The following is an 11,862-nucleotide window of genomic DNA, read 5'->3' on the forward strand; positions in this document are numbered from 1 at the left end:
TTAGCCCTTGCGGGTAAACGCCAGAACCCGATCGTCGGCCACCGGTTCAAGATCCGGGTGCTGCCAACCGACCACTTCCCCCACGCCGACGACCAGCAAGCCCCCAGGTGCCAGGCGCTCGGCCAGGCGGTTGAGGATTTCGCGGCGCCGCCAGCGGCGGAAGTAGATCAACAGGTTCTGACAGAAGATAACGTCCATACCGGTCATGGGTGCTTTGCCCAGTTCCAGCACATTCAATCGGGCAAAGCAGATACGCCCCGCCAGATCACTTACCACCTTGCGACGACCATCGGCCTGAGCGGCGAAATAACGCTCGCACAGGTCGGCATCCATCTGTTCCAGCCGGCGCGCGCCGTATGTTGCTTCGCGCGCCTTGTTCAGTGCATTCAGACTGATGTCGGTACCGGTCACGCCAAATTGGCGGCTGCTCTCGGTATCGTTCAGCACCTCGGTGGCGCAAATGGCCATCGAGTAAGGTTCTTCGCCGCTCGAACAGCCCACGCTCCAGAGCGCCCAGGGTTGCGGCTGCTCATCGGTCGCCAGGCGCCCGCGCAGGTAACTTTCCAGCACATCAAAGGACGGACGGTGACGAAAGAAACGGGTTTCTTGAACGGTCAGGTGGTCCAGCAGCGTTGACCACTCCACTGCACCACGCGGGCCATCGGTTACCTGGCGGTAGTAAGTGGCATAGTCGGCGACCCCCAACTCACGCATCCGCGCGGTCAGGTTGGTCTGCAGGAAAGCCCGACGCTGCTCGTTGATCACCACGCCCGTACGGTCTTCCAGCAGTGCCTGCCAGTCACGAAACTCTGCCTGAGACATATCGGCCAGGGGTTTCAAGGCCCAGACGCCGCTTGGCTGCATGCCGTGCCCCTCGCTCATGGCCGAGTGCCCTGGGCAGCGACCCTTTCAGGCCGCTGCACCTCTCCCGATTAGGCCTGGCCTTCCGGCAGGGTGAAGCCGGATACCGACCGACGCATCTCACTGGCCATCTTGGCCAGGTTACCAATGCTCTTGGCGGTAGCGGTGGTACCTGCGGAGGTCTGCGAGGTGATTTCCTGAATCACGTTCATGGTGTTGGAGATGTGGCCAGCGGAGGACGCTTGCTGACGGGCGGCGTTGGAGATGTTCTGGATCAAGGCCGCAAGGGTCTTGGATACCTTCTCGATCTCTTCCAGGGCCACACCGGCGTCTTGCGCCAGGCGGGCACCGCGCACTACTTCGGAAGTGGTCTGCTCCATGGAGATAACCGCTTCGTTGGTGTCGGTCTGAATCGTTTTAACCAGCGCCTCGATCTGCTTGGTTGCACCGGAGGAACGTTCTGCGAGGCGTTGTACCTCGTCCGCTACCACGGCGAAGCCTCGACCCGCGTCACCGGCCATGGAGGCCTGGATCGCGGCGTTCAGTGCGAGGATGTTGGTCTGGTCGGCAATGTCGTTAATCAGGCTAACGATGTCACCGATCTCCTGGGACGATTCACCGAGGCGTTTAATACGCTTCGAGGTGTCCTGGATCTGCTCACGGATGTTATCCATGCCGGTGATGGTGTTGTGCACCACCTCGTTACCCTTGTTGGCGATGGCTACGGAACGTTCCGCTACCGCGGAAGATTCCGCGGCGTTCGCCGATACCTGGTCAATCGACACGGCCATTTCGTTGATCGCTGCCGATGCACCGGCGATTTCCTGCGCTTGGTGCTCGGATGCCTCGGCCAGGTGCATTGCCGTTGCCTGGGTTTCCTGGGCAGCAGCAGCCACCTGTACAGCGGTCGAGTTAATCGTCGCTACCAGGTCACGCAGCTGGTCGATGGAGTAGTTGATGGAGTCGGCGATGGCACCGGTGAAGTCTTCGGTTACCGTCGCGGCCACGGTCAGGTCACCGTCGGCGAGGTCGGCGATTTCGTCGAGCAGACGCAAAATCGCCGCCTGGTTACGTTCGTTCTTCTCGGCGGTGGAGGCCAGTCGGCGGTTGGTCTCACGCACCATCACCAGACCGATCAGGATGATCGAGGCCAGTGCGATGGCACCCAGCACGTAACCGGCCAGGGTGTTGAAGTAACGACCAGCAGCCAGGTCTTCGAAGTTGCTGGTCAGGCCGGAAGCCTTGTCCAGCAGGGTCTGCGAGCCGCTGAAGATGGTGTTGGCGGATTCACGAACCTGGAACAGTTCCGGAGAAGTTTCGAGAATCTCGTCTACCGAACCGGATACGAACTGGAACAGTTCGGAAATCTCGGCCAGACGCTCCAGGGCCTCGGTGTCGGTCACCTTGGAGATTTCCATGGCCTGGTTGCCTTCGATCATCGCCTTGAGTACGCGACCGAACAGGCTGGCATCACGACCGAACATGTCGGCGGCTTGTACCGAGTCATCGTCACCGGCGAGCACCTTGTTCACCGAGCCGAGGATACGTTCAGCCAACAGCGATTGACGCTGGGCGACCGAGACCTGGGCTGCCGGCGCACCGCTCTGCAGGAGGATGTCGACGACTTCTTCGTACTCGACCTGCAGTTGCGGAATGGTTTCCGCCAGGGTCGCGGCCACTTGGTGCAGGGAAAGTACGGTCTGCTCGCTGGCCAGAATGGCGTCGGAGTTCTGCCGCAGGCTGTCCCAGTCCTTCTGTACGTCGTCCATTTGCGCCTTGACCGAATCAGGCGCAACCGGCAGGCCGGTTTCTTCGTCGCCCTTGGTCAGATAGCCCCAGCGCTGTTCGAAGCCATTACGCGCCTCCTTCAGCAGCGGGAAGGCAGCTGCCTTACCGGTCGCCGCTTCGGTGGCGTTCTTCGCAATCCGCTGAGACAGAACACGCAGCTCACCGGAGTGGCTGATGTATTCCTTGTCATAGTTGGACTGGGTGTTGAGGTAGGCGAAGTTGGCGAACAACAACACGATCGACACGATCAGGACGATAAACAGTCCTGCGATCAGGGTGTTACTGCGCACGCCTGCCAAAAGATTGCCTGCATTGATTTTTTTCATTATCTGGCCCCCGCCTGGACCGACCGCACTACGGTTCCCATGTAACGCCAAAAGGCCGGCAACTGCCGACCCAACCGAAAAGCTTTATATCGCGACGTCGAGAAACCCTTGGTGTTTGGCCAGCGCATGCGGGCTAAACACCAACCAGGGCTGCTCGCGCTGGAAGACACCATGAATGAAAGGCTGGATTGCCGCCTCGAGCGGTGGCAACTGCTCGGAGAAGGTATCCACCGGAAAGTGCTGCATGCCGAACACTTCGTCGACCGTCAGCCCGGCAAATACTTCCTGGTGATCCACCACCAGCACCCGCCGTTGCTTGCGCAGCGGCGACAGTTCGGAACCGAAAAAGCCACACAGATCCATGACCGGCAACAACCGCCCACGCACGTTGGCAACACCCTTGACCCAGTTCTTCACGCCGGGCAGCAAGGTATGACGCGGCTCATGCAGGACTTCGCCGATTTCCCCCATGGGGGCGACAAAGTAGCGCTCGCCCATGCGAAACCCGATACCGCTCCAGGTTTGCACCGTGCGCTGCTGCGACGGCAAGCCGGCCGCCAACAGACGGCAGCGCTGGTCGATTGCAACGAGGAGCTGGAAGGGAGATTGCGCGTCCGACATGCCGGCCTTGGCCTTTTCTTGTTATTGAGCGACGGACTGGCGCGGCTTTAGCCGGCCAGCACCGCGTTCAGGGTTTTCATCAGCGTATCTTCGTCGACCGGCTTGGTCAGGTAGTCACGCGCGCCCTGGCGCTTGCCCCAGACCTTGTCGGTTTCCTGATCCTTGGTGGTGACGATGATCACCGGAATGTGCGCGGTTTCGGCATCTTTGGTCAGCTGGCGAGTCGCCTGGAAGCCATTGAGGCCCGGCATGACGATGTCCATCAGCACGGCATCAGGCTTTTCCTGGCGGGCCAGAGCCACACCGTCGGCGCCATTTTCTGCCTTGAGCACCTGATGACCATGCTTTTCCAGCATGGCAGTCAGTTTGTACATTTCAGTCGGAGAGTCATCAACAATCAAAATACGAGCCATGGAGTTCCCCATACGGAATAGGCATACCGGCCTGCGGCCGGAAAAATCAGGAAGCTTGCTCCACCGGGATGAATTCAGGCACGTGGGTCTTGATCGCACCGAGCAGCTCTTCCTTACTGAAAGGCTTGGTCAGGTACTGGTCAGAGCCGACGATCCGACCCTTGGCCTTGTCGAACAGACCGTCCTTGGAGGACAGCATGATCACCGGAGTGGATTTGAAAGCACTGTTGTTCTTGATCAGGGCGCAGGTCTGGTAGCCATCGAGCCGCGGCATCATGATGTCAACGAAGATGATGCTGGGATGGGTATCGGCGATCTTGGCCAGCGCGTCGAAGCCATCCACCGCAGTGATGACCTCGCAACCGACCTTCTTCAGCAGAGTTTCAGCAGTGCGACGAATCGTTTTCGAATCGTCGATCACCATGACCTTCAAACCCTCGGAATGCTGTTCCATGTCTGCCCTACCATCGCCTCGGTGAGTCGTTGTTGTACGTTATACAGTGTGCCTGAGGCCCTGCCACCGACGGGCTATACCCCGATCGTCGGGCCTTTTTAGCACACTCTACAAGCGCAATCTATAAGCCCCTGACACAGGGGGTTTTTCTTGACCGGCACGAGCACTGGAGCCACCCTTGCGCATCCCGGCACGGCCAGTTCGGCCTCCTTTTTCGCCGGCACACGGTTGCGGAGATTTCCCCCATGAGCATTCGCCTCGGGATCGTCATGGATCCCATTGCGCAGATCAGCTTCAAGAAGGACAGCTCGCTGGCCATGTTGCTAGCCGCCCAGGCTCGTGGCTGGACGCTCTTCTATATGGAGCAGCAGGATCTCTACCTGCAAGCCGGCGAGGCTCGCGCGCGCATGCGCCCCCTGAAAGTCTTCAACAATCCGCAGCAGTGGTTTGAACTGGACGCCGAGACCGACACGCCGCTGAGCGAGCTGGATGTGATCCTGATGCGCAAGGATCCGCCCTTCGACAACGAGTTCGTCTACTCCACCTACCTGCTGGAACAGGCCGAGCGCGACGGCGTATTGATCGTCAACCGCCCGCAAAGCCTGCGCGACTGCAACGAAAAGCTGTTCGCCACGCAATTCCCCCACTGCATGCCGCCCACCTTGGTCAGCCGCAGGCCAGACATTCTGCGCGAGTTCGCCAAACAGCAGCGTGACATCATTCTCAAACCCCTGGATGGCATGGGTGGCTCTTCGATCTTTCGCCATCGCGATGGCGATCCGAACCTGTCGGTCATCCTCGAGACGCTCACCGCCCACGGCACCCAGCAGTGCATGGCACAGGGCTACCTGCCGGGCATCAAGGATGGCGACAAACGCATCCTGATGATCGACGGCGAACCGGTGCCTTACTGCCTGGCGCGCATTCCGGCAGTCGGCGAAACCCGTGGCAACCTGGCCGCTGGCGGCACCGGCGAGGCACGCCCGCTGACCGAGCGCGACCGCTGGATTGCGGCCGAGGTTGGCCCATCGCTGCGTGAAAAGGGCCTGCTGTTCGTCGGCCTGGACGTGATCGGCGAACACCTGACCGAGATCAACGTAACCAGCCCAACCTGTATCCGCGAGATCGACAAGGCCTTCGACACCCGCATCGGCGAACGCCTGATGGACGCCATCGAAGGCAAGCTGCAGGCCTCCGGCCGCGTGACCAAACCTTGATGCAGGTGGCAGCTTCGCGCTTGCCGCTTGCAGCCCGCCGGCGCGAGCCGGCAGACTGCGCGGCAATCTGAAGCCTGCCGGTACGCGATGAACGCTGTGTCCCTCCCACCCGAATTGCCCCATAGCGGCGTGCGCCCGGCCGACCGGCTGGGCTTCACCCTGTTCGTCGCCACGCTGGTACATGTGGTGATCATCCTTGGAATCGTTTTCACTCCGCCCGACCCGGCGGAGATAAGAAAAACGCTGGAAATCACCCTGTCCACCTTCAAGAGCGAGGAGAAACCCAAGCAGGCCGACTACCTCGCCCAGAACAACCAGCAGGGCAGTGGCAGCCTGGACAAGAAGGCCACGCCGAAAACCACCCACCAGGCGCCCTTCCATGACACCCAGGTCAACAAGGTAACGCCGGCCTCCGCGCCACCGCCGACCCAGCGCAAGGAGACCACCCACAAGGCCGCCGTCGCCACCCGCAGCCCACAGCCGCAGAAAGTTGTGACCAAGCACGAGAAGGACCAACCCAAGCCCGATGCGCCGCCAGCACCGGTATTCGACAGCACCCAGCTGTCCGCGGAAATCGCCAGCCTGGAGGCCGACCTGGCCCAGGACGTTCAGCGCTACGCTAAACGCCCGAAGATCCTGCGCCTGAACGCAGCCTCGACCATGCGCGACAAGGGCGCCTGGTACAAGAATGACTGGCGCAAGAAGGTCGAGCGTGTCGGCAATCTCAATTACCCGGAAGAAGCCCGCCGCCAGCGCGTTTACGGCAGCCTGCGCCTGCTGGTGTCGATCAACCGTGACGGCACCATCTATGAAGTACAGGTGCTCGAGTCCTCCGGCCAGGATGTGCTGGACCAGGCAGCCCTGCGCATCGTGCGCCTGGCCGCCCCGTTCGCCCCCTTCACCAACGATCTGGCGGACATCGACCGCTTGGAGATCATCCGCACCTGGCGCTTCGAGCGCGGCGACCGCCTGTCCAGCAACTGAGCCAGCAACACGGCATTGCCGCTCAGCGCTTGAAGCGAGCGGCGACACAGCCGAAACTAGCCCCATGAAAACCGCCGCTAGCTACCTCAAGCACCATTTTCTGATCGCCATGCCGCACATGGCCGATCCGAATTTCGCACAGACCGTCACCTACCTGATCGAGCACAACGAGCAAGGCGCCATGGGCCTGGTGATCAACCGCCCCAACGACCTCAGCCTGGCCGACGTGCTTGAGCAACTGCGCCCCGATGACACGCCGCCGGCCTTGTGCCAGAGCCTGCCGATCTTCGCCGGCGGGCCGGTGCAGACCGACCGCGGCTTCGTCCTGCACCCCGCCAGACACAGCTTCCAGGCGACCCTGGAGCTGGGCGAACTGGCCCTCTCCACCTCCCAGGACGTGCTCTTCGCCATCGCCGAAGGCAACGGCCCCAGCAAGCACCTGATCACCCTCGGCTATGCCGGCTGGGAAGCCGGCCAGCTGGAAGCGGAACTGACCGACAACGCCTGGCTGACCTGCCCGGCCGACAGCGACATCCTCTTCGATCTGCCCTTCGACCAGCGCCTGAGTGCCGCCGCCGCTCGCCTCGGGGTCAACCTCAGCCTGCTCACCGCCCAGGCCGGGCACGCATGAGCAAGCCCGCCAAACCGCTGCGTCTGTTGCTCGGCTTCGACTATGGCACCAAACAGATTGGCGTCGCCGTCGGCCAGGTCATCACCGGCCAGGCCCGCGAACTGTGCGTACTCAAGGCACAGAATGGCGTGCCGGACTGGCAGAAGGTCGAAGCCCTGTTCAAGGAATGGCAACCGGACGCCATCGTCGTCGGCCTGCCGCTCAACATGGACGGCACCAAGAGTGAGATGAGCGAGCGCGCGGAAAAATTCGCCCGCCGCCTCAACGGTCGCTTCAACCTGCCCGTACACACCCACGACGAGCGCCTGACCACCTTCGAGGCCAAAGGCGAACGCCTGGCTCAGGGCCAGCGCGGCGGTTATCGGGAAAACCCGGTCGACGCCCTCGCCGCCGCCCTGCTCCTGGAAGGCTGGCTGGCCGACAACCCATCGGAATGATCACGAGAGGAACTCACATGGCCCTGCCTAACCCCGCCGAACTGCTACCACGCATGGCCGATGAACTGCGCCAGCTGCTACACGCTCATGGCATCGAGCAGGCGCACTTCATTGGCATCCGCACGGGCGGCGTGTGGGTCGCCGAAGCGCTGCTGGCAGAGCTCGGCCTGGAGCAGCCACTGGGCACTCTCGACGTGTCCTTCTACCGCGACGACTTCACCCAGAACGGCCTGCACCCGCAAGTGCGCCCGTCCGAACTGCCGTTCGAGATCGACGGCCAGCACCTGGTGCTGATCGACGACGTACTGATGAGCGGGCGCACCATCCGCGCCGCCCTCAACGAACTGTTCGACTATGGCCGCCCGGCCAGCGTGATTCTGGTCAGCCTGCTCGACCTCAACGCCCACGAATTGCCGATCCAGGCCGACGTGCTGGGCGCCACCCTCGCCCTGGCCCCCAACGAACGGGTAAAATTGCTCGGCCCCACGCCGCTCGCCCTCGAGCTGCAAACCCTTTCCGCCTCCTAGCTCTTACCAAGGCCTCGCCCATGCCACTCGACGCCAAGCGTTCGCTGCAGCTCAACGACCAGGGCCAGCTGCGCCACTTCCTCTCGCTCGACGGCCTGCCGCGCGAGCTGCTGACGGAAATCCTCGACACCGCCGACTCCTTCCTCGAAGTCGGCGCCCGCGCGGTGAAGAAAGTCCCGCTGCTGCGCGGCAAGACCGTGTGCAACGTGTTCTTCGAGAACTCCACGCGCACCCGCACCACCTTCGAGCTGGCGGCCCAGCGCCTGTCCGCCGACGTGATCAGCCTGAACGTGTCGACCAGCTCGACCAGCAAGGGCGAGACCCTGTTCGACACCCTGCGCAACCTCGAAGCCATGGCCGCCGACATCTTCGTCGTGCGCCATGCCGACTCCGGCGCTGCACACTTCATCGCCGAGCATGTCTGCCCGAACCTGGCGATCATCAACGGTGGCGACGGCCGCCATGCGCACCCGACCCAGGGCATGCTCGACATGCTGACCATCCGCCGGCACAAGGGTGGCTTCGAGAACCTGTCTGTCGCCATCGTCGGCGACATCCTGCACTCGCGGGTGGCGCGTTCGAACATGCTCGCGCTGAAAACCCTGGGCTGCCCGGACATCCGCGTGATCGGGCCGAAAACCCTGCTGCCGGTGGGCATCGAGCAGTACGGCGTGAAGGTCTACACCGACCTCGCCGAAGGCCTCAAGGACGTCGACGTGGTGATCATGCTGCGCCTGCAGCGCGAGCGCATGACGGGCGGCCTGCTGCCCAGCGAAGGCGAGTTCTACCGCCTCTACGGCCTCACCGAACAACGCCTCAAGCTGGCCAAGCCGGACGCCCTGGTGATGCACCCGGGGCCGATAAACCGTGGCGTGGAAATCGAATCGGCGGTGGCCGACGGCCCGCAATCGGTGATCCTCAACCAGGTCACCTACGGCATCGCCATCCGCATGGCCGTGCTGTCCATGGCCATGAGCGGCCAGGCCACGCAGCGCCAACTGACTGCCGAGGAGCAGAACTGATGCGTACCCGTATCCTCGGAGCCCGCGTGATCGACCCGGCCAGCGGCCTGGACCAGGTTCGCGACCTCTACCTCGAAGGCGGCAAGATCGCCGCCTTCGACCAGGCGCCAAATGGCTTCGTCGCCGACCAGGATATCGATGCTCGCGGCCTGGTTGCCGCGCCCGGCCTGGTCGACCTGTCCGTGGCCCTGCGCGAACCCGGTTACAGCCGCAAGGGCAACATCGCCAGCGAGACCCTGGCCGCCGCTGCCGGCGGCGTCACCAGCCTGTGCTGCCCGCCGCTGACCAAGCCGGTGCTGGACACCCCGGCCGTGGCCGAGCTGATTCTCGACCGCGCCCAGGAAGCCGGCCACGCCAAGGTCTTCCCGATCGGCGCACTGACCAAGGGCCTCGGTGGCGAGCAGCTGGCCGAGCTGGTCGCCCTGCGCGATGCCGGCTGCGTGGCCTTCGCCAACGGCCTGGCACCGTTCGCCAACAACCGCACCCTGCGCCGCGCCCTGGAATACGCGGCGACGTTCGACCTGACGGTGATCTTCCACTCCCAGGATGCCGACCTCGCCGACGGCGGCCTGGCCCACGAAGGCGCCACCGCCAGCTTCCTCGGCCTGGCCGGTATTCCCGAGACGGCAGAAACCGTGGCCCTGGCCCGCAACCTGTTGCTGGTCGAGCAGAGCGGCGTGCGCGCGCACTTCAGCCAGCTGACCAGTGCCCGCGGCGCCGAGATGATCGCCCAGGCCCAGGCCCGCGGCCTGCCGGTGACCGCCGATGTGGCCATGTACCAGCTGATCCTCACTGATGCTGCACTGGAAGGCTTCTCCAGCCTGTACCACGTGCAACCGCCACTGCGCACCGCCGCCGACCGCGACGGTCTGCGCGCCGCAGTAAAGAGCGGCGTGATCGGCGCCATCGCCAGCCACCACCAGCCCCACGAGCCGGACGCCAAGCTGGCGCCCTTCGGCGCCACCGAGCCAGGCATCAGCAGCGTCGAACTGCTGCTGCCGCTAGCCCTGACCCTGGTGCAGGACGGCCTGCTCGACCTGCCGACCCTGCTGGCGCGCCTCAGCGCCGGCCCGGCCAAGGCCCTGCGCCTGCCTGCCGGCCGCCTGGCCGTGGGCGCCCCGGCGGATCTGCTGCTGTTCGAGGCCGAAGGCCAGACCGTGGCCGGTGAAACCTGGTACTCCAAAGGCGGCAACAGCCCTTTCATCGGCCATTGCCTGCCCGGCAAGGTGCGCTACACCCTGGTGGACGGCCGCATCAGCTTCACAGGCTGATTTCGCCCACCACAAAAAAGCCCGCCAACTGGCGGGCTTTTTCATATCGACACGCTTTAGCTGCGCTTGGCGTTGACGATCGACACCTGGGTGTTCAGGGTCCAGAAGTCATACAGCACGCCGAGCAAAAACAGACCGCCCGTCAGCAGGTAGAGGATGCCGCTGATCCATTTGCCCTGGTACATGCGGTGCACGCCGAACACGCCGAGGAAGGTCAGCAGGATCCAGGCGACGTTGTAGTCGGTGTCGCCGGCGTTGAAGCGCAGATCGGCTTCGCGGTCCATGGCCGGGATCAGGAACAGGTCGATGATCCAGCCAATGAACAGCAAGCCAAAGGTGAAGAACCAGATGGTCCCGGTGACCGGCTTGCCATAGTAGAAGCGGTGCGCTCCGAGAAAACCGAATATCCACAGCAGATAACCGATGACCTTGCTGTGAGTGTCCTGGCGTACGTCCATGCTTGCCTCCTGGCAAAGAATTGGTGGGACTGGGTGCGTCCCAGCCCTCGGTTTGGCTCCACTGAAAATCAGCCGGAGCAGGGTATCAGGGGAAACTTACCGCAAGACACAGGGTCAGTGTTACTCACTTCAAGACCACAGAAAAACAGCACTTTATCTCGATCAGCTTGCGCGGTTGTCGAAGTTACAATCGATAAGTGGTCAAAAAACATACAAAAAGTCTGTTATAAAGCTGTGCGTTTTTTAATCAAGAGCCCTGCCGAATGCGTCGTACTTTTTTTACTTGGCTAGTCATCTTTCTATCTTTGCCACTCACCGCCCATGCCAGCAACCGCTATCAGCCGCTACCGGCTGGCTCTACCGGGCACACCGCCGCCGTCCAAGGCCACAGCCGCAACAGCTCTAACCCGGAGCCTGCGGCGCAGGTGACGGAAGCCAACCAGGGCGTTCTGGATCGTGCACTCACCGCACTCGGTGTGCGCTATCGCTGGGGCGGCAGCACGCCGGAGCGCGGTTTCGACTGCAGCGGGCTGGTTCGCTACGTGTTCGGCCCGGTCGCCGAGGTCGATTTGCCGCGCACCTCCAACGCCATGTCGCGCGCCGACGGACAAAAGGTCGCGCGTGACGAGCTGGAGCCGGGTGACCTGCTGTTCTTCAACATCCGCAGCCGCAAGGTCAATCATGTCGCCATCTACCTGGGCAACGACCGTTTCATCCACGCACCGCGTCGCGGCAAGGCTGTGCGCATCGACACCTTGAAGAAATCCTACTGGCGCCAGCACTACGCCCTGGCCAAGCGCGTGCTGCCGGAGCCCGGCAGCAACCCGATCTAACCCCGGACACACTAAAACG

General features: G+C 62.9%; 14 protein-coding genes. 8 read left to right on the forward strand and 6 right to left on the reverse strand.

The genetic code is table 11. From position 1 onward, the window contains the following. The 5 genes from H3H51_RS02755 to pilG all read right to left on the reverse strand — a co-directional run bounded on the left by H3H51_RS02755 (nucleotide 1) and on the right by pilG (nucleotide 4,463). Complete coding sequence (locus H3H51_RS02755) at nucleotides 1–864, reverse strand: CheR family methyltransferase (protein ID WP_183088021.1); 864 nt, start codon at nucleotides 862–864, stop codon at nucleotides 1–3. Between the two features lie 68 nt (nucleotides 865–932). Beyond that, nucleotides 933–2,975, reverse strand: a complete 2,043-nt coding sequence (locus tag H3H51_RS02760) for a methyl-accepting chemotaxis protein (protein WP_183087482.1) — start codon at nucleotides 2,973–2,975, stop codon at nucleotides 933–935. 84 nt (nucleotides 2,976–3,059) lie between these two features. Then, nucleotides 3,060–3,596: a chemotaxis protein CheW gene (locus H3H51_RS02765; RefSeq protein ID WP_183087483.1), complete on the reverse strand. Its 537-nt coding sequence runs from the start codon at nucleotides 3,594–3,596 to the stop codon at nucleotides 3,060–3,062. Nucleotides 3,597–3,643: 47 nt separating this feature from the next. Then, a complete protein-coding gene (pilH, locus tag H3H51_RS02770; protein WP_183087484.1) occupies nucleotides 3,644–4,009 on the reverse strand; it encodes a twitching motility response regulator PilH in 366 nt (121 codons plus the stop codon). A 46-nt stretch (nucleotides 4,010–4,055) separates the two neighbouring features. Next, the gene (pilG, locus tag H3H51_RS02775) at nucleotides 4,056–4,463 is read right to left on the reverse strand and encodes a twitching motility response regulator PilG (RefSeq protein WP_183087485.1); all 408 of its coding nucleotides are present in this window, start codon (nucleotides 4,461–4,463) and stop codon (nucleotides 4,056–4,058) included. 245 nt (nucleotides 4,464–4,708) lie between these two features. Between pilG and gshB the strand changes: the two genes are divergently transcribed. The 7 genes from gshB (at nucleotide 4,709) to H3H51_RS02810 (ending at nucleotide 10,552) form a co-directional block, all read left to right on the forward strand. Then, on the forward strand, nucleotides 4,709–5,680 hold the full coding sequence (gshB, locus tag H3H51_RS02780; RefSeq protein ID WP_183087486.1) for a glutathione synthase: 972 nt from the start codon (nucleotides 4,709–4,711) through the stop codon (nucleotides 5,678–5,680). 87 nt (nucleotides 5,681–5,767) lie between these two features. Then, entirely contained in the window at nucleotides 5,768–6,664 is an 897-nt protein-coding gene (locus tag H3H51_RS02785; protein ID WP_183087487.1) for an energy transducer TonB, read from the forward strand. A gap of 64 nt (nucleotides 6,665–6,728) precedes the next feature. After that, nucleotides 6,729–7,295 (forward strand): YqgE/AlgH family protein, encoded by a 567-nt coding sequence (locus H3H51_RS02790; RefSeq protein ID WP_183087488.1) that lies wholly within the window; start codon nucleotides 6,729–6,731, stop codon nucleotides 7,293–7,295. After that, nucleotides 7,292–7,732, forward strand: coding sequence for a Holliday junction resolvase RuvX (ruvX, locus tag H3H51_RS02795; protein ID WP_183087489.1), 441 nt, complete (start codon nucleotides 7,292–7,294; stop codon nucleotides 7,730–7,732). The genes H3H51_RS02790 and ruvX overlap by 4 nt, the downstream gene beginning before the upstream one ends. Nucleotides 7,733–7,749: 17 nt before the next feature. After that, nucleotides 7,750–8,259, forward strand: coding sequence for a bifunctional pyr operon transcriptional regulator/uracil phosphoribosyltransferase PyrR (pyrR, locus tag H3H51_RS02800; RefSeq protein ID WP_183087490.1), 510 nt, complete (start codon nucleotides 7,750–7,752; stop codon nucleotides 8,257–8,259). A 20-nt stretch (nucleotides 8,260–8,279) separates the two neighbouring features. Next, nucleotides 8,280–9,281, forward strand: a complete 1,002-nt coding sequence (locus H3H51_RS02805) for an aspartate carbamoyltransferase catalytic subunit (RefSeq protein ID WP_183087491.1) — start codon at nucleotides 8,280–8,282, stop codon at nucleotides 9,279–9,281. Further along, complete coding sequence (locus H3H51_RS02810) at nucleotides 9,281–10,552, forward strand: dihydroorotase (protein WP_183087492.1); 1,272 nt, start codon at nucleotides 9,281–9,283, stop codon at nucleotides 10,550–10,552. The genes H3H51_RS02805 and H3H51_RS02810 overlap by 1 nt, the downstream gene beginning before the upstream one ends. A gap of 56 nt (nucleotides 10,553–10,608) precedes the next feature. On the opposite strand, the gene H3H51_RS02815 is transcribed toward H3H51_RS02810, so the two are convergent. After that, nucleotides 10,609–11,010: an NINE protein gene (locus H3H51_RS02815; protein ID WP_183087493.1), complete on the reverse strand. Its 402-nt coding sequence runs from the start codon at nucleotides 11,008–11,010 to the stop codon at nucleotides 10,609–10,611. A gap of 263 nt (nucleotides 11,011–11,273) precedes the next feature. Here H3H51_RS02815 and H3H51_RS02820 point away from each other — a divergent pair, with 263 nt between their 5' ends. Further along, nucleotides 11,274–11,843 carry a C40 family peptidase gene (locus tag H3H51_RS02820; protein ID WP_183087494.1) on the forward strand — a complete coding sequence of 190 codons (570 nt, stop codon included), beginning with the start codon at nucleotides 11,274–11,276 and terminating at the stop codon, nucleotides 11,841–11,843. The last annotated feature ends 19 nt before the right edge of the window (nucleotides 11,844–11,862 follow it).

The sequence above is a fragment of the Aquipseudomonas ullengensis genome (assembly GCF_014174475.1).
GTDB classification, from domain to species: domain Bacteria; phylum Pseudomonadota; class Gammaproteobacteria; order Pseudomonadales; family Pseudomonadaceae; genus Aquipseudomonas; species Aquipseudomonas ullengensis.